This is a genomic window from Pantoea allii, from assembly GCF_046529425.1.
Lineage (GTDB): Bacteria > Pseudomonadota > Gammaproteobacteria > Enterobacterales > Enterobacteriaceae > Pantoea > Pantoea allii.
Genome location: NZ_CP125958.1, coordinates 1,928,442 through 1,947,359, shown reverse-complemented (window position 1 = coordinate 1,947,359; position 18,918 = coordinate 1,928,442). Strand labels below are relative to the sequence as shown.

Here is an 18,918-nt window from a genome sequence, read left to right as displayed (position 1 = left end):
TATGCTAAATAACCCTGAGTGAATAAAACCTTTAAGGGAAGTATTTTTTTGAGGTCGTAATAAATTCGTTATAGTTATTACACTGACTTATGTTTTCTATAATATCGTCATGCAGAATATTAGTGAGGAAATCATATATCAACATACTGTCAATGAAGTGGTCTTCACTGATGGCCAACATGAAAACCAGTTTTACCCGTTTGCCGGTATCCCATTCAATGCCATCAGGAAAAATGGCAACGGAGACCAGGGTACTTAACGCAATGGGCGCTAAAGGATGAGGAATGGCGATTTTGTCATCCAGCAGCGTGGATGCACGCATTTCCCGATCTAAAACAGACGCCAGGAAATGATCATTCACCCGCGCCTGCGCGTTTAATCTGTCGCAAAGAAAGGTGATTAACGATGACTTAGTATAATCCCCCGCATTGAGGACAAAAAAGTTGTCAGCTGAGAAATAATTAAGCATCGCATTAACAGGTTGTGTTTCAGACACCAGATAATATTTTATATTCTCAAGCTGCCATCTTTCCGGAAACGGTGGCAATAGAATAATACGTTTATTCTTTTCAACGATATTGACCAGACTGATAACAATATCTTCTTCAACGTGAGACATCAGACTATATTGCTCAACGGAGATCTGCCTGACGATGTGCAAACCCGGATACAGGCTCATGATTTTTTGACAGACCACCCTCGTCGATGCCATTCCCTGATCGCTGACCACCAGCGCCCGCATCCCTTGACCACTCTGATGGCAGATACTTTCTTCCAGAATCGCACCAATATGCATGACCAGATAACCGATTTCATCGGCACTGACGGTAGCGGTGAAAAACTGATCTAATTCACTGAATGCACTGAGCGTTAATTCATACATTAACGGATAGTGGCACTTTATTTGTTCGAGTAGCGGGTTAACAATCGTAATCGCGTTGTTGACGCGAACGCGCATGGCTCTAATATGGCTTAACAGCGTAGCCTGTGACAGCGCGTCGTAATTCACGTTAATAAACCATGATGTACTCACGTAGCTCAAAAAGTGATTCATGATTGTGCGTTCAACCGAATACGCCTCAGGGACCCAATCGTGGCTGGAGGTGGTAGTACAAAAGGCAATAAGGTTCATAGCCGTGAAATCTATTTCACTTTGCGGAAACGGCACGGCTGGGTTAATCCATAATGACTGAAGTAAGGCTTCAGCAAGCGTCTTCCAGCCTGGCTCGGCATCACAAAATTCAAAATCCAGTAGCCATTTCCCTCGCGCCATTCTCTCCTGGGCAATAGCGACGATCAGACTTAAAAAATGCAGGTTCGCGTCGCTTATTTCGAGCTTTTTATCGCTAAGAAAGCGACTTAACACGTTTCTACAGTCTGGATAAGCCCTGACCAGGTCGGTATTATTACCGCCGTGAGTGGCCTGCGTCAGCCGCAGTTGGTGGTCGTATATACAGCGCCGAAAGGCAATTTCGCTGCCTTTAAGCTTAAAGATGTCATCGCCCTCCGACACGATACGCAACTGATAGAGAGAAACGTGACGCTTCAGCAAAGCCATATCATTTCTAAGACTGTAAATACTGATAAACCATTCGGCTTCCAGTTCAGCAAGCATCACGCCCTGCTCATCAAACAACAGTGCCTCCAGCATGGCCGCGCGACGCTCCGCACCCGAACGTGTTTCTTTCCAGGGTTGTTGGCACTGATGCAGTAACAGATGCAAGGCATCGGGATCGCTAACCTGTAAAGAGAAGCCCTTTTTGCGCGTATAGATAAGACGGTTACCAGACTGCCTGACAATATCGCCCACTTCTTTGAGGTCAGTACGGATGGTCCTTGTCGACACCTTCATCTCTTTTGCCAGAGCGGACTGGGTGATATCGCCCTGCGCGAGTGTCATGAAGATGTCCCTGACCCGTTTGCTGGTGAACAGTCTCATGGTTATATCCGTTTAATCTGCACCGTCTGCACATCATTTGGCCTGAGCGTCAGGCGCGTCGGCATGGGCGTCACCTCATCCAGCATCACGAAGTGTGCATTCGGGAGTGATGGAATGACGACGTCGGTTTCGAGATGGGGATTATAAAATCTGACAATGATTCCGCTGTGGTCTTCCGCACATTTCACCGCACTGACCAGCGCATCCCTGAACGTCGCGGGCAGATTCAGCGCACTGTAGGTTTCGGGATAATCGCGTTTCTCATCATTCCAACAAAAACGCAGTCGTCCGTTCAGGAAGTCGCTGTCCTGATAAACAGGAAACTCGGTCAGCCAGGTTTTCGACACGCGGGCATGTTGGGCCTCATCGAATGTGCCGCGATAAGTTCGCCAGCCAAAAGCAAAGGACAAGGTTTTCAACAGCTGGGCATCAGGCGTTTCTACGATACTTTCACCGGACGCGCGGCCCGGCCGATAAAGCAAATTTTCTTTACCCATAAAGCCAAACGTGCGGAACAGCGTCAGCGAGAGCGTATTGAAATCATCCCCTACGATTTCGTATTCACGAACGCCGTTGGTGTGCAGCGTAAAGCCGTGCTGCTCGTCATGCACATTGACATAGCTTTGCATCGGTTCAATCGAGATCGGCTTTTCCTGCCAGCGTTCTTCTTCCCACAGGTGAAGCGCATTAGTTAACTGCACAGGCCGGGTTACGACGCCGAACAATTGATCGGCACATGACACGTTGGCACAGATATCCGTGGCAAAGTGCACACAAAGGCGGTGGCTCAGGCCATTGTTATCAACATCCAGGGTAAACCGGATGAGATCGTCGTCCTGCAACCTGATGTTTACGGACAAATTGAGCGTTGCAGATGTCATTCTTGCCGCCCTTTCGGTCAGATCACCCGGCACCTTAAGGGCATACGTAAGCAACAGACTTTGGCTGATCGCACTTTTCTGACTTTGCACTGCCGTCATGCTGTTTTCGGAGGTAATGATCCAGTCAGCGCGCGGCGGGGAATAATTATAAGAATCGCCATCGTCACCATTTTCCACAAACAGCATCTGCCGCTTATAGCCTTTCCCACTCAGCTTATCGGTAATCGTCAGCAAGCCATTTGCTTCTACCTGGATGTGGTAATAGTCATTTTCGATACTGGTCTGGTTGCTGGTATCAGGCTTAGTGGCCCCGTCTTCAGCAAAATCCATATGCCAACGGCAATAGCCCAGCGCGGGTAAGCCAGGACTTTTGGCGGTCAGTCGCGTGCGATAGACTTTTTCGGGCTTGTGCCAGGGCTTACCCGGATCTAAACGGATAGTCTGGTTAAGCACATACTGAGTGAGGTCCTGCTGCTGCTCAATAACGCAGGGAATAGCCTCACCGTTGCTGTCACGTAAGGTAAAAGGCAACCCGGGCAACCAGGCCTCGAAAGTTATTTGCGGAGCTACCTGCCACGGCAGAGGATTAAACACGGTAAAGGTAAAATCATGATGGCGCGGAATGCGCTCTGTGATAAGCCTTGTATGTAACTCCAGTAAATTCTGCGCCAGCCCTTTTGCTTCTTTATAGCGGAAGAAGACATCCTGATTGGTATCATCGCTGTTACATCCGCCGATGCTGTCATGCGCCGCGTTATAAAACATGCGTTTCCAGATGTCGGCAACAATATGCTTTGGATAATCATGCCCAAGGCTCTGGCTCATGGCCAGTATGGGCTCAAGCGTGTTAACCAGCAGCGCTTCAGTCTCATTGTTGAGTAGCTTCAGGTCAGCACGGCAGGAAAAGATCGTTTTATGTACCCGTGAATGTTTGGCTTCGGTGAGTTCACCTTCTAATGTCCGCGCGTCGGTGCCCACCTCCTGCTCCAGCGCCTTGATAAATGTCAGCGGGTTGCTGATTTGATAATGGCGGCTATCATCACGGGCATTAAACTGCTCGACTAATTCTGGCAAGTTGCGGCGCACGGGAGCCTGGTCGAAGCCATGAGGAAACAGCAGGTGCTGGCGATGACTGCGCGCTTCTATAGCTGCCATCTTCTCATCAAGAAAGGCTTTCATGGTTTCAGGCGTTTCATCTAGCAGGCCACCATAGTGGTATCCCCATGGCATTTGCAGGGCAAAAACCCGGTCACCATTATCACCCTGCCAGAAAAATTCTGTTTCGTGCAGCGTATTATCGGCGATGCCGCGCCAGAACAAAGCGTGATTGATACCGAACTGGCGATAAAGTTGCGGCATATTGCCGCCCTGCCCAAAGCAGTCAGGGACATAGCCCAGCTTCATTACGTTGCCATGCCTTTGAGCCACTTCCATACCGTAAAACAAATTCCTGACAACAGACTCCTGATGAATCACCAACTGATCCGTTTGGGTAAACCAGGGGCCGGTCAGCAAACGCTCATCGGCGATCAGTTTCGTGAGTCTGGCTCGATCCTCAGGAGCCCACTGAAGATAACTTTCGATAAGTGAACTTTGCGCATCAAGTAAATAACAGGGAAAGTCTGGATTACCCTCCAGCACCAGGATAAGGTTTTTGATATGGTTAAACAAATAAATACGCGAACGTGATGAGGTAAAATACCACTCCTGGTCCCAGTGAGTATGCGTATACAGATGAACCATGCGTTTCTTCATGTTATTAACCTTACTAAAATAAATTTTTAGTCAAATTTAATTTCAATATCATCGGAGGCGTTATTGATATTTTCGTTGATGATTTCCGACTCATTAAAATTCACTAAGAAATTTGCACCTATGGCTATAATCAGAGTCCCGACCAATGCGCCGAGAAAGTAAGCCCATGCATTCCCCACGGTAAAGCCACCATACAATCCACCCAGTGGCGGCATAATGGGATAGGCTTTAAACAGCGCCACGGTCATTGAGCCCATGGCCCCTGCAAGTATGTTTAACGGAATTAATCGCGCCGGATTTTTTAAGGTAAATGGAATCGCCCCTTCCGAAATACCTAAAATGCCCATAATGACCGAGCCATTTCCGGCTTCTTTTAAAGTCTCACTGAAATTACCGGGACGGAGGAATCGTGCAGCAGCGTAGCCTAAGGGGGGAATAATAATGGCGACATTCACTAAAATGGCCGGTAAATACACGCCACTCATAAACAGCACATTTGCCGTTCCCCATGCGGCTTTATTTACCGGACCACCCAGGTCAAAACAGATCATCCCACCCAGTACCGCAGCCAGCACCACCGTATTGGTGCCGTCTTCGGTCATACGCTGAACCCAGGCCATCAGCGAACTGTTAAGCCAGTACAGGACATCGCCCAGCAGCAACAGCATCACTACGACCTGCAGCCCAACAGTAATAAACGGCAGGATAATAAGGGGCACGGATGAGGCGGCAGAACCAGTGATGCGGATCTTCCGGGATACCCATTCTGCGGAGTAGCCTGCCAGCAAGCCGCCTAGTACGGCCCCCAAAAAACCTGAGCCGGTGACAGAGGCAATCAAACCCGCCGCAAAACCCGGAGCCAGACCTTTTTTACCTGCAATGGAATAGGCAACGTAAGCACCTAATACGTAATTCATTAATCCAATGATTTTGAAGCCGATATCCTGGGCCAGATACAGCCATTTCTCCAGGCCGCTACTGTGAGCGAAGCTGTCAAGGTTAGGTTCGCCAAGCAGGATACCGATAATTTTGGCCACCGCGACCACTAACGATCCGGCAATAATGACAGGCAGCGCAAAAGAGATACCGGTCATTAAATGGTTTTTGATATTGACCATAGTTTTTTTCATTTTGTCACCAATATCACGGGTTACGGCGCGCCTCGACAGCCGCCACGCATTTTGTAATGACCTCGGCTGCATGTCCGACGCACTGGCTGATTTTTACCCTGATTACGGTCTTACCGGCAAAGCGCTCTTCTTCTTCAATCGAGCGATCGGCGGCAATCAACACAAAGTCCGCTTCAGCAATATGTCCCGGGGTTAATTTATCGATCATCCCCATCGCCCCTTGCTGTTCGATATGTACCTGATGTCCCAACTTGCGCCCCGCTTTTTCCAGCGATTTCGCTGCCATCGGCGTATGCGCTAAACCGGCAATACAGGACGTGACGCCTACAATATTCATGCTTCCTCCTTAAACTGGATTCGTTGCATCATAAACTGATGCAGGGCATCCTTATTTTCGATCGTAAACAACGCTTGCCTGAAATCGTCATCGACAATCTGGCTTGCGAGCGCGTTGATGATTTTTAGGTGCAGAATACTGGCGCCCGATTTTGGCACCAACAGCGCGAAAATTATTTTGATGGGTTCACCATCCAGACTTTGCCATTCAATTGCGTCATTCAGACGAATAAAAATCACGCCGGCTTTTATTACGTTATCCGTTTTGGCATGAGGCATGGCGATTTGGCTCTCAAAGCCAGTGGAATATTCCTGTTCCCGCAGCCAGAGGTCGGTTTTTATTTCCTCCACGCTCATCGCCCATCCCTGAGCAACCGCATGTGAAGCGATAAAATCGAATACTTCGTCTTTACTGGTAAATGCTTTATTTAAGAATATGCTTTCACGATCAATAAGCATGGTTTCCCTCTTGCCGGATTGTTCCGTACCTTGATGAAAAGCCTAACGGAAACCTAAGGTATGTAAACACAAGCGGTTTCCGCTAAGGTGCGGAAGATGTCTGCGGCAGAGCGGGCCAGAAATGGGAGCGTTGTCTAAATAAAAAACGTTATGAGCGTCAGATCATTTGATTTGATAAGGGAAGGTTTAACAGAAGTAAGTAAGGCCGGAATCTATTTAGGGTGACAGGAAGGGATATATTTGGAGATGTGTGGTGGATTTTAGAAGACGGGAGACAGCGTTATCGTGTTGAGTGTGATTCAACGCGAGGAAAAAAAAAGGGGATGTGGACGGAACGGGGGAATGAGTTGGTCTGCAAAGAGGATACCACAGACCAACCTGCGTGCTATTTCATGCGACGCTGCCGGGCAACGCTGGCGAGGCGTTGTGTCCGGCAGTAAATGGCAAACAGGATGAAAGCCTGCCCGTTAAGTATCCAGCGAGCACCAGCCAAAGCAACCAATGCCAGAAGCAGCCACAGGCCCGAGTGGCTACCCGTAACAACGCTGTAGCTCAATAGTAAAACGGTCGATATAAGCAACATCGCACAGACGTAAGCCAGCCCCGCCACACCGGCTGTTTGGCCTCGCGCAAGCAGGTAACTGGCCGTGAGTATCGCGCCAATAATGACGATTGAGGGAACAAAAAAACTCAACGCATGTACCTGTGGGCTGAGCGGAGGTAACGCGTGCAGAAATGTCAGCAAATTAAATGCAAAGGCGACCAGCAACAGCATCAGAACTATTGCAACAGGGAAGCCGTTTTGCCTGGGAAGCGACCCGGAAGGCTGTTTGAAATAACGTTCAAGCTCTGGAGTGGAACGGGCTAGTATGGACTTATCCTGTCGTGCGATTACCTGATCTATTTCGCGACCATGATGCAGTAATTCAGCGATATTACGCCCGACAAGCCATGATAAAAATTGCATTAAAATACCGCCAACGATTGAATGGTTCCCACAATATAGTGCCCGGTGCGTGGCACGTTACCGGGAGCAGCAATGATACCACTGACAGCACTGCCTGCCACAGCCGCTGCGCTCGTCACGACCTGCGCGAGTTGATTAACAAGTTCTCTTTGCACTGGCTCAACAGGGAAACGTTTTGGGTAAAGTCCTGGATTGTAAAACCAGGTTGTTACCTTTCTGTTATAACGTAATTTCCTGACCCACTCCATGCTATTTCTTTATAAGACATATTGATTTTATTCTTTTCTTTTAAGTAATCCATGATCTGAGATGGTGCCCATCCCTGTCCATATGAAAATAAAGCATCGATTTCGATCAGCTTTGTAATCGCTATAATTTGTTCACTTTCGTTTTCAAAGCTAACGCAGTAAGATTTTCCTTTTTCCAGAAAGCCACGCGTTGAAAAACAAGATATGTCCTGGCCGCAACCTACCGATTCAAACACCACTTTCTTATCATCTAATATAGTTACAATTATGGCGTTTAACATATCAATCCTTAATGCTTTTTATATTTAATTGTTGCCGTCTGTTTCAATTTCAACTGAAGCAACTTTGTTTTAAATTGCGTAATAAGGCTTATCCATTCCGCATAGGAAACATTTTTAACATAGTAATCACCTAACCATCTTGGATGACAGCGTGAAAGTAAACTTTCAATAGCTGAGAACCTCACAGGATCTATTTCGTTTAATGTGAGTACTTTACTCATTAGATTATTAATTTCTTCGGCTTCATTAGCGTAAGAGGATGACATCAAGATATCATATATTTTTTGACTCAACCCTTCTAAACCCATAGTAATCCTGTTGACCGTTAATATATGGCTGACCGCAGTGACCACTTTCCATCTAACTCATCAATTCCATTACAACTCTAGCGTAATGCTAACCTCAAACCATCGGCACTCTGCTTAAAAAATTAATATCTTATAATCAAAAGTACTAAAAGCTGCATAACTATAAGATTTAATTATTTTATACATTCTTGTAAGATATAAAAACACCAAGCCTTATTTATGATTTAATTTCTTTCTATTTTGAGTGAGTAGCATGACTTCATATGCATCTTGTGCACTTTGTTGAGCTTTGAATGCCTCTTCTGGACTCACTTTACATTTAACATCTTTATTAACAACCCCACCCTCATCGTAATTTATATAGTACTCCTCATTCTGTTGAGTAATAAACATACCAAAACCACTGAAAATAACTTTTTCCATAACTTTATCCAAATTTTAAATTTTAACAATTATTTTCTTAACTACTTGATTAGGATTAATGGTTGCTTCTGAACTCATGACCAATAACAAACTAACACAGCACACATTTCAGCCTGTCAGATTCTATATCATTTAATTTATTACTTCTTAAGAATTATGTTTTTTCAAGCATTTTATCAATTCATTTTTAAATTAGCCCCCATCAAAATTGAAGCTATACCCCTCCTTCTCTGGATTGGGTAGCAATAATAACTTCATAGGCATCACGTTCACTTCTTTGAGCTTTCAGTGCTTCAACAAAAGTAATTTTTGATTCTTTTTCAAACATAGCAACTGTGCCATCGTCATATCGAACGTAGTAATCATCATTTCTTTTTATTATGTCTATACCATAACCTGTAAAAATGAGTTCAGTCACAGAAAACTCCTTATTGAAGTTACTTTTAATTATGCTTATAGTAGCAACCTGAAGTCCAGCTATAGTATCACGACTGATATTTTTTAGTGCGTCGTTTTATAAATGCAATTATTTATTAATTAAAAAGTATTTTTTAAACCTCAGTATTATAAGAGACTTATAGTTCATCATTAATTTTAACAACCACGCCGCAATTCAATCAATTTCATACACTTTATGAATTTAGCCATGAATTCATTAAGCTTCAACTCATTATGTCACTCTATTGAAGTCAACATGGCAATTCGATTAAGTACTCTTTAAGTCTTTTTAACAACACATCATCATTAAGGCAATCAATTGGTCGAATATTTTCCAACATTGCTATTTTTCTTTCACTCCATTCAAGACCACTTTTTAGACCAATCTTACCATTTACTACTATGGCTATATCGCTCATACCATTCATTTTTCGTGCTAAAGCCTTCACATCCTCATCTGGGTAGGCCCCACTAAATGAATCAACTAAATTCCTCCACGCGTCATCTCCAATATAATCCGATTCTATTCCCATTACCGCCTCAAATGATATTAAATTTCTGCCTGTTGAATTACGAATTGACGGAGCTCGAAAACCTTGAATCAGAAAGATCTCTTGTTTAGTGGAAGTGAAAGAAAGAACTAATCTACTACCAAATTTTACATTTCCATTTTCTTTATTAATATTAATTTTAGCTCATCCATGAAGGATGAACTTTTAACATATACAAAACTATGTTTACTTAAAAACAAGATACACATCTGCTTCTTATGGACCTAAGTCTTCATCTGATTTTCTTAATAAGACATCTTGTCAGAATCTGACTTATCAATCCATCCCAGCTCATTCCGCGTCTACTGATAAAGGTTAGCCTGCAGGTTGTTTAGTTGACCTTATCCACCAAGCTTTCCACTAAAAAGCCATAAAATCAAAAGACAAATGCCTCATTGCAAAATAACACTCTTGATTCAGAATCAAGAGCACTCTTTATTGAGGGCATTATTGTCAAATACCCCCACAAGATAGGACTCATAACGAGCAGGCTGTAACTCCTTATAAGTAAAAACAACTAAAACATCATGCAATTCATTTGAACACTTTGTTTCAAAAAATCTTAATTGGCTATTTTTATATCGATACTCTTGGGTTTCATTTCCAGTCAACTTCAACCCTTTAATACTGCTGACTACAGCTTTCATTTTCTTTTCTTCATACATATCTAAATCCGTTGAATTGTGCAATCCATAATAAACCATGCCATCACAGTACGGACACGAAATCAGCTTATCATTCATCAAGAAAGCATTTTCTAAACCATCGTGAATTAATATCTTCTTTTTCTGATAATTAATTAATTTCATACTTTTAGTAAATAGCCATTCTCGATTAGTTTATCAATTATTGAAGGGGTTTCATGTTGAGTTTCGTAGTTTGGTTAACCTAGAAAACACAGATAAGTGAAACATAGTTCTGAATTTCCTGCAGATAGGTCAGCATAGATAAAACGCCCTACACATTGAGGTTAAAAAATAAACTCTCTGACTTACACATTCATCAATAGAGAGTTTTTTACTTTTAAAGCGGAATGCGTTTTGACTAGTCCTGGCATAGGTTGACACTTTTTTATCTTTTAAAACGCCTGATGTACCTCATCAGGCGTTTTGTATTTTAATGACAGATGAGGACGCTGGCTGTTATAGATCCTGACTGACTCACTGACCATCCTGCCTGCCTGCACCACGTCTGCCGGACGCGTAATCAGTAATGCATTTTTCAGTATGCCGTTAACCCTTTCTGCCAGCGAATTCTGATAGCAGTCGTAGCCGTCCGTCATTGAACAGACAAGACCGTGTTTTTTATGCACTGACTGATACATTGCCGAACAGTACTGAAGTCCGCGATCTGAGTGGTGGATCAGGCGGCCCTTTCCCTGCCGCTCCCTCAGTGCCATTTGCAGCGCCTTAATAACGTGTTCCGTATGCAGACTTTCATGAACATGATACCCCACGATTTTTCGTGAGAAAGCGTCCGTTACCAGTGATGTAGGCCATACCTGTCCTTACCGGAAGCCAGGTGATGTCGGCAACCCATACCTGCTCCGGACCGGAGATAACCGTCTGCTCCGGCCCCGCTTTCAGCAGATTCGGATGCCTGTAAAAATGATGATGGCTGTTCGTTGTTTTATGATAAGCCCTTGCCGGATGAACCAGTAACCGGGCTTCCCGCAGCACAGCGAACAGACTGTCCCGCCCGATATGCAATGCGGCATCTTCCCGCTCGTTAAGAATATGCTGCAGTTTCCGGGTACCCAGTCGGGGCTGCTGTAACCTGATAAGTCTGACTTCCTCAGTAATGCGATGTGCCTTTTCAGACCTGAGCATTTCACGCCGGCATCCCTGATACCAGGCCTGACGGCTTATCTTTAAATACCGGCAGACCCTGACGACAGTCAGCTTCAGGGATTGTGTCTGTGCTTTCGCGATAAGGACGCTAACTGCTTCTTTGTGAGTGTGGCACCGAATTCGGTGTTCATCACCTTCACGACAGCTTCAAAAAACTGCGCTTTAACTTCGGATTCAGCCAGTTGCTGCTCAAGTTCTTTGATTCGTTGTTCAGGTGTGAGGGGAAGAGATTTTGTCATGTTTCCTCCACGGGTGGTGCGCTGCCGGGATGACTGCCAGTCCAGATGACCGTATTTACGTAACCACATGAGCACGGTGGAACATCCCTGGATACCGTAGCGTTCCTGAGCCTGGCGGTAAGTCATCTCGCCTTTTTCAACCTGCTCCACGACTGCCAGCTTAAAGGACAGAGAGTAATCCCGCTGAGTGCGTTTAACATACTGTTTCATCACATTCTCCTCAAAACCAGTGGAAAATGTGTCAACGCTATTCAGGACGGGACATTTTTTAAAAGAAAGATATAAAATAATAATTTTTTATTTTTTCCTCGGTACCTTTATTATTTTGTCACTTAAAGAAATTATCACTTCACAAGCATCCCGTTGACTTTTTTGAACTTTTTCAGCTTCCTCTTCGTTAATTTCAGCTTCAAGGTATTCGGGAACAAGCTCACCGGAGTCGAGCAAAGCAAAGATTTTCCCATCTCTATCTACAAGAGTTATGCCGTAATCACAAAATATTTTAATATCCACTTTCAAAGCCTATTAAAGAGCACGCCTTTGCCTTTACCCGCAGACCGTTAACCCGAAGATCCCGATGCGGACTTTTTCCCCGCGCACGCTACCGATCTGACATGACCTTCTCTAAAAACGCAGCGAACCCTGGCAGGCACTTCAGCGGATGAGCGCGGTGATGGCCTGACAGAAGGTTAAAGTAAAAAAACGGAAGGTTCGTTAAGATTGCTTCCGGATTAAACCTCGAAAACATTAACCAATCAACTTGATGATATCATTCTTAATATCAAAAGCTAATTTTACTATCTCACCATTGTATTTATCTGCATCCGACAACACCTTATTTATATGAAATTTAATTTTCATAAGAGCCTCACCAGATGTGGCGCTGTAATCAATAGCATCTGTAATATCCTTAGCAATATTCGCGCTATTGACCGACTGTTTCTCCAACTTGCCAGCTAGTATTTTTGAACGAGAATAAATGTCATTTTTCATAATTAAAAGAGATTAAAGTTCTGAATATCAACAGCATCCGGCGGAACCACTACTTCGATCCCACCCCCCAAGTTTTCTCCAACCCCCGGAGCAGGCCTCGTGACAAATTCAGCCCCAGGTTTTAAACGTGCAGTCATCAAGAAATTACTTCTGTCCACATTTTCCTGTGGGATTCCATATCTATTCGCATAGCCCGGCGAATGGGGATGTTCTAAAGCCCAGAATTGTGCACCTACTGTTTCACTACGCCCGGTCGTACCAACACGATATAATGTTGCCCCGTTTTCTACTTGTGATCTGGCTGCCAAAGCCTCAGGAGCGGTTGATTGAGTTGCTGGTCCGTATGGGGTTTCTACATCTTTATGCGTTGAACATCTACTCAGCCCCAGCGGGTCAATCCAGCTTAACGGATCCGGCGCATATGCATAAGTATTTAAACCACCCGCCAGCCCTATCGGGTCCTGCTGGGTAAACCGGCCGCTGTCCGGGTCATAATAACGAAACAGATTGTAGTGCAGCCCCGTTTCCCGGTCCAGGTACTGGCCCTGCATACGCAGGTTCTGCTCCACCACCGGAATTCGCTGGGTAGACTCGCGCAGCAGTTTGCCCCATGGGCTGTTCACACCTTCCCAGGTTTTCTGCCCTTCAACGTCAGTCAGCCGTTCCGGCGTGCCGTTTGCCGCGCAGTGAAACCAGAATATCTCCGGGCTTTCCACGCCATCAATACGCGCCAGCGGCTCATAGCTCTGGCTGTCGCTGTAAACGTAGGTCAGCGGAATGCCGTCGTGGATCTCCTGCAGCAGACGATAGCCTTCCCACACAAAGCGCGTCGTGACGGCGTTGCCAGACGGCCTGCCCTGTAACAGTTGCTGGCGGGTTTTACTGATGCGTCGCCCCAGCGGATCATAGCGGAAGCTTACCTTAGTGCGTGGCTTATTGCGGTCCCGCGGTTCGCTGATGACGTCCGTCAGACGATGCTCACCATCGTAACGGTAGCGCCAGCGGGTCTGGCCGTCATCCTTCTCGGTAGTACGGCCATGAATGTCGTACTGCCAGCGGATACCGTTCAGCTCGGTGACGCGGTTATGCATGATGTGGGAAGCAGTATGGCGATCCAGCGGGTTGCCTGCACCATCCCAGCGCCACTGCTCATTACCTGGCTGTGCGCCTTCCTGAGACAGCAGCCGACCGGCGTTATCGTAGTTCCATAATGTCTGGCTGAACGGGTTATCGTCGCGCTCTTCACGGATCAGGTTGTTGCCGTAATCGAAGTCCCGCCGACGGGACCAGACGCGCGGCGCAGGGCGCTGTGCTTCCCCTTTGAAAACGTCACGACGGCGCAGCCTGCCCAGCCGGTCATACTCACTGCGCGTGGTCAGGCCGCCCTGCGTGCGGCTGAGTTCCCGATGCAGTGTGTCACGGGTAAACTCGGTGACCGGCAGGTTGTCCAGCGCGATGCTCAGTAAATGGCCGCTGCCATAGTAAAGCTGTTTCAGGTTACGGCCATCCGGCAGGGTTAAGGCCGTGCAGTTGCCCAGCGCGTCGTAATCCCAGGCCAGTGCGCCCTGCTCCCCCTGCTCACCTACGATGCGGCCCAGCGCATCATACGTAAACGTAATCTCCTGCTCGGCCTGCTGGCTCCACGCGGTGTCAGACAGCGGCAGATGCTGCGACACTTTACCCAGTTGACCACCACCGCTGTAGTGATAGCGCGTCTGGCCTTCCGGCGTGGTCCGCGCCAGCAGTTGCCCTGCACGGCTCCAGTGGTAACGATGGGTAATGGACTGAGGATGTCCGGCGGCAAAGGTGCGTGATACCGTGCGGCCCGCGGCGTCATAATCGTATTTCGTGGCAACGCCATCCAGCCCGACCTGGGCCAGCAACAGGGAATCGGCACCCCACTCGAACTGATACTGCTCGCCGTTCTCGTTTTGCAGCGCCGTCAACCGGCCGCGGCTGTCCCAGCTGCGCTGAACCGTCTCACCCTGGGCATTACGGTTGGCGATTAAGCGTCCGACATTGTCGTAGCGGAATTCACTACGTTTACCATCGGCTGACTCATGGGCCAGTGGCAGGCCGTTGTCGCTCCAGCGCAACCGCTCTTCCCAGCCCTCTGCCCGCTCCAGCAGAACAGGACGGCCCGCTGCATCATAGTGATACCGGGTTTCTTCACCATCCGGCGCAGTCACACAGCTGAGCCAGCCAAGGGGATGATAGCGGTAGCGCGTCGTCAGTCCTGAACAGTCTGTTTCACGGATGACCTGGCCGGCATCATTGAATTCACGACGATAGCTGTTACCCGCCGCGTCAGTTTCTTCGACAACCAGCCCAAACTCATCCCGTTTATAGAAGGTACTCTGCCCGAGCGCATCGACCACGCGCTCAAGGCCATGATGGGGATCGTAATAGTATTTCGTTGTGGCACCGTCTGCCCCTGCGACGACCGTCGGCAGAGAACGGTGTGACAGCCATTGCACCGCCTGCACACCGCCATCCGCATCTTTCTCTTCAACGCGGTTGCCCAGATCGTCATAGGTGAAGCTCACCGCGTTGCCCAGCGGATCGATACGACGCGTCAGGAGTTCGTTTTCATCCCACTCATAGCGCCACTTCTCGCCCCGCTCATCAATAAAGCAGGTGATGAGGTCTGCGGCATTCCAGTGGTGTTCGCGCTGTTGACCGTCATAGGTAGAGACGCGCGTGATACCGGTCTCTAAGTCGTAATGCATATGGCAGCCGTCGCCGGTATTGGTGCGGTTTTCAACGACGCGCCAGTGATCCAGTTTCTGCCAGCGATATTCGCTTTCCAGCCCGCCGGGCAGTTGATGCCAGACCATTAACCCGTCATCGTTGTAACGGAAGCGACGCGAGACAACGCCTGCGGCATCGGTGACGCTGGCAAGCTGGCCCTGTTCATTGTAGGTCCAGTGGGCTAATGGCCAGTGCTGATCACCATCAAAATGGCTGGCTGATGTCGGACGCCGTGTGTGCAGCCTGTCGTCGTAATGCAGGGTGACATCAATAGCCAGCGGCGCGTCATGAATACGCACCAGGCGAGCCTGCTCATCCCAGCCCATCTCCAGCGCATTGCCGTACTCGTCGCTCAGAGAAGCCAGCCGCAGCACTTGCGGATCAGCGGCCGTGCGTCTGTACAGACGCCATACCGCACCGTCGTCGTCGGCAATGGCGATATCACCCAATTCGTTGCGCCTTACCATCAGCCCTTCGCTGATGCTGTAGAGCACCTCTTTTTCACCGGGAACCGCAAAGCTCAGCTCGCGCCCGTTGTCATCAAACCAGGTCGCCTGATTGCCATCCAGGGTTAAATAGCTGTCAAACACCGTCGCCCAGCCAGAACCAAATAATCCGCTGCGCTGGGTCAGGCTGTTATAGCTACGCTGGAAACTGAGCGGGAAGCGGCCAGGCAGGGAGAAATCGCGCTCGGCATCATCATTAAGAACTTTGACGCCGGTGGAGGCATGAACCGGGAACAGCGAGGAGAAGGCTGCGTTAATCGCCATATCCGCCATCATCCCGCCCACGGCGCTCGCCAGCGCGCAGGGCATATTTTTCAGGATCTGGCTGGGGCGACCACGAATCAGGGAAAGGCCGATCATCATCACGGCCAGGCCTGGCACCTTGCCACTTTTAATCTCTCTTACAGTGACGGTTTCACCACCAATGATGACATTGGGGGAAACATCGTCACTCACCGTGGCATCACAGGTGGTTTTATCCTTTGCCCGCACCGCAGGCTGGCCATTGATAAAGACGCTTTTCGATCCCTGCGCCAGATATTGCGGTGCACTGTGCTTTTCACAGGCCACTTTGTCCTGCTCCAGCGGAGAGGTGCCAGCATCGGCAGAGGCGACCGTGGGTTGCCACATTGCACTGCCAAACTGCCCCACCGCAGAGAGCAGCATGCCGCCATAGTCTGCGAAACTCTTGGGCGATTGCGGTTCCGGTGGCGGCGTATCTCCAGGCGTAAGCATCCCGGCCGCGCGTGCAGCTAAAAGACCATTAACGTGAACATTCTCAGAGCCGCTAGCAATCACACCGGCTGGAGAAGGCGGGAATATCATGTCTCCCAGCCCATCGGCCGCTTTAGTGATGTCATCCGAAATGCCCGCAGCGTTCGCTAATACACCGCCAATAATGCCGCTGAGCAGACAGCTGGAACCAATGGCTGCCACGCCGGCCGCAGCCATTCCTGCACCCAGCAATGGTGCTGCTGCTGTTGCCGCCGCACCGACCGCAGCGCCGATCACGGCGTAGGCTGCGCCTTCAGCAACAATACTGGTGATATCAGCGAAAATACTGGAGTGAATGATCTCATCGCCCACACGGGCCGCACGGTTATCCATAGCTTATGCTTTCCGTGGGTTGTTCAGACTCAGGCTTTGTTTGAAGGCACTCCAGCGCTGGCCGTCTTCTTCATTGAAGGCGCGCATCGCGGAGAGGGTAAAAATCATTAAGATGTTGCTATCCGGAACCCGGGCCGCCAACTGTCGCTGCCACACGGCTTGTCCGTTACGATCGAATGCGGTTTCAACTTCTAACGCACGCAAAGCGTTATCCGCGCCAGCCGTAACCCGAACAAACTCAGTCTGCTGAATGTGACCCATCTGGCTGCGCAACGTGTCCCACTGACGTTGAAACTCTTTTTCCGCATCGCTGTCCTCAGGAATCACACCCCGGCTCACCACTAATGCCAGTCCGCTGGCGTCATCCCGCAAAATATTCATGGTGGTGTCCTGCCAGGCAGCAGGAAACAGCGCAAAAGCGCCTTCATTAAACTGATAATTCATAGGGTGTCCGTTTTATTGATTGTTTGTGGCGGGTGGAACCAGGCTACGATAATCGCCATCAGCGTTATCGGCATTTGTGAGTATCTGTGTGTTATCACGAGCAACTTTGATATCAAAAAGCCGGGGAGAAATATCCGGGTCCCCGCCGCAACTGACGTCGTGGTTATCTTCACGAACTGTAATGATGTAGAACGCCTTCTCACTGGTGTCATCCAGGTCGTATCTCAGACATTGATCATCAAGCGCGGTGAGGTGATAAGTATGAATCGCGTCCGTCGCTACGGCGATAGCCTGATCAGCGCTGATTTCATGTTGCTCTGCACTCATGGTGGTATTCAACATGATGTGACTGACTTTTTGCTGGTCAATTTCGAACATCAACTGCTTCTCACCCATCTTATAGATAAGCCAGTGCTGATTATCACTGTTGTCTTCTTTTCCGGGTCCATAGGAAGCCCTGACCTGCTCTACACTATCGCCGACAGCGATGTTACGCGCCGTTGGTACCCCAGCACTGTTCAGGGAAATTTTCGCCAGAATCGTGTGACTGGCATTCCCAATCGCTGTCGCGCTATACAAATCGAAACCTTCATAGCTGTGATGGAAATAGTTAAAACGTTGTTTATCGATAACCGTTTCTCCAACGACCACCGAACTCAAGGCTTTGCCAGCACGAATAAAGCTTTGATTGCTCCATGCGTCGCCAGGCGTAAAGGCGAAATCGTTGAGTAAGATGGAAAAATCACCTGGATTAAGTGCAGGTGTTAACGTTTCCGTGCTGGATTCTGCATTGGCAATACATGTTAATAACAACAGTATTAATGCTGAAAAAGCGCGGCCTGGAAAACGATTTACGCTCATTGAGGTTTTTTATCAGGGTAAAGGGAGGAGAATACCAAATGAAATCGGCGTTGGCATCAGGTTATCATCGTGATCTTCAACGAATTGCCACAGCAGAGCAGCCCTTTTCAAAGTGGGGCTTATTCTTTTCATTCAAATTTTTTACGTTTCGACTTGCATCAGGACTTATCTATTCTTGCAGCATCATTCCCACTTCCCCTGCTGATCTACGAGTACCGTTCCCGTTTTTATTACTGTCAGCGATAACGGATTGAACCTTATGACATACCTAACATCCGCATTTGTAAAAATCATACCTTCGACTTTTTTTGTCTGTTCAGCGTTTATAGTTTTACCTGAAAGAGTGATTTGTTTTCCATCTTTATTTCTGAAGCCAATGTATTTAACTCTATCGCAAACGTTAAAAAAATCACCGCAGCGGTTTAACAGAAGAACAGTGAAGTCCGATGTT

General features: G+C 47.8%; 17 protein-coding genes and 1 pseudogene. All 18 read right to left on the bottom strand.

Annotated elements, in window-relative coordinates; all coding sequences use genetic code 11:
- Positions 1-31: 31 nt before the first annotated feature.
- Positions 32-1,939 (bottom strand): BglG family transcription antiterminator, encoded by a 1,908-nt coding sequence (locus QNH99_RS09245; protein WP_410517597.1) that lies wholly within the window; start codon positions 1,937-1,939, stop codon positions 32-34.
- A gap of 2 nt (positions 1,940-1,941) precedes the next feature.
- Positions 1,942-4,575, bottom strand: a complete 2,634-nt coding sequence (mngB, locus tag QNH99_RS09240; RefSeq protein ID WP_410517596.1) for a mannosylglycerate hydrolase — start codon at positions 4,573-4,575, stop codon at positions 1,942-1,944.
- 26 nt (positions 4,576-4,601) lie between these two features.
- Complete coding sequence (locus tag QNH99_RS09235; RefSeq protein ID WP_241567599.1) at positions 4,602-5,705, bottom strand: PTS fructose transporter subunit IIC; 1,104 nt, start codon at positions 5,703-5,705, stop codon at positions 4,602-4,604.
- A gap of 13 nt (positions 5,706-5,718) precedes the next feature.
- On the bottom strand, positions 5,719-6,042 hold the full coding sequence (locus QNH99_RS09230; protein ID WP_241567600.1) for a PTS fructose transporter subunit IIB: 324 nt from the start codon (positions 6,040-6,042) through the stop codon (positions 5,719-5,721).
- Positions 6,039-6,500, bottom strand: a complete 462-nt coding sequence (locus QNH99_RS09225) for a PTS sugar transporter subunit IIA (protein ID WP_109718319.1) — start codon at positions 6,498-6,500, stop codon at positions 6,039-6,041. The genes QNH99_RS09230 and QNH99_RS09225 overlap by 4 nt, the downstream gene beginning before the upstream one ends.
- A 385-nt stretch (positions 6,501-6,885) precedes the next feature.
- Positions 6,886-7,467 carry a hypothetical protein gene (locus tag QNH99_RS09220; protein ID WP_410517595.1) on the bottom strand — a complete coding sequence of 194 codons (582 nt, stop codon included), beginning with the start codon at positions 7,465-7,467 and terminating at the stop codon, positions 6,886-6,888.
- Positions 7,468-7,675: 208 nt separating this feature from the next.
- The gene (locus QNH99_RS09215; protein WP_410517594.1) at positions 7,676-7,996 is read right to left on the bottom strand and encodes a hypothetical protein; all 321 of its coding nucleotides are present in this window, start codon (positions 7,994-7,996) and stop codon (positions 7,676-7,678) included.
- Between the two features lie 8 nt (positions 7,997-8,004).
- Entirely contained in the window at positions 8,005-8,304 is a 300-nt protein-coding gene (locus tag QNH99_RS09210) for a hypothetical protein (protein ID WP_410517593.1), read from the bottom strand.
- 213 nt (positions 8,305-8,517) lie between these two features.
- Positions 8,518-8,727: a hypothetical protein gene (locus QNH99_RS09205; protein ID WP_410517592.1), complete on the bottom strand. Its 210-nt coding sequence runs from the start codon at positions 8,725-8,727 to the stop codon at positions 8,518-8,520.
- A gap of 214 nt (positions 8,728-8,941) precedes the next feature.
- A complete protein-coding gene (locus tag QNH99_RS09200; protein ID WP_096010416.1) occupies positions 8,942-9,145 on the bottom strand; it encodes a hypothetical protein in 204 nt (67 codons plus the stop codon).
- 271 nt (positions 9,146-9,416) lie between these two features.
- A complete protein-coding gene (locus tag QNH99_RS09195) occupies positions 9,417-9,698 on the bottom strand; it encodes a hypothetical protein (RefSeq protein ID WP_410517591.1) in 282 nt (93 codons plus the stop codon).
- Between the two features lie 440 nt (positions 9,699-10,138).
- Positions 10,139-10,525 carry a hypothetical protein gene (locus tag QNH99_RS09190; RefSeq protein WP_096010414.1) on the bottom strand — a complete coding sequence of 129 codons (387 nt, stop codon included), beginning with the start codon at positions 10,523-10,525 and terminating at the stop codon, positions 10,139-10,141.
- A gap of 269 nt (positions 10,526-10,794) precedes the next feature.
- Positions 10,795-12,015, bottom strand: a pseudogene (locus QNH99_RS09185) (IS3 family transposase).
- A gap of 87 nt (positions 12,016-12,102) precedes the next feature.
- The gene (locus tag QNH99_RS09180; RefSeq protein WP_096010413.1) at positions 12,103-12,318 is read right to left on the bottom strand and encodes a hypothetical protein; all 216 of its coding nucleotides are present in this window, start codon (positions 12,316-12,318) and stop codon (positions 12,103-12,105) included.
- A gap of 234 nt (positions 12,319-12,552) precedes the next feature.
- Positions 12,553-12,798: a hypothetical protein gene (locus tag QNH99_RS09175; protein WP_072404034.1), complete on the bottom strand. Its 246-nt coding sequence runs from the start codon at positions 12,796-12,798 to the stop codon at positions 12,553-12,555.
- 2 nt (positions 12,799-12,800) lie between these two features.
- Positions 12,801-17,162, bottom strand: a complete 4,362-nt coding sequence (locus QNH99_RS09170) for an RHS repeat-associated core domain-containing protein (RefSeq protein ID WP_410517590.1) — start codon at positions 17,160-17,162, stop codon at positions 12,801-12,803.
- Positions 17,163-17,165: 3 nt separating this feature from the next.
- On the bottom strand, positions 17,166-17,606 hold the full coding sequence (locus tag QNH99_RS09165) for a DcrB-related protein (RefSeq protein WP_283356165.1): 441 nt from the start codon (positions 17,604-17,606) through the stop codon (positions 17,166-17,168).
- Positions 17,607-17,618: 12 nt separating this feature from the next.
- Positions 17,619-18,419, bottom strand: a complete 801-nt coding sequence (locus QNH99_RS09160) for a hypothetical protein (protein WP_283356166.1) — start codon at positions 18,417-18,419, stop codon at positions 17,619-17,621.
- Positions 18,420-18,918: the final 499 nt, after the last annotated feature.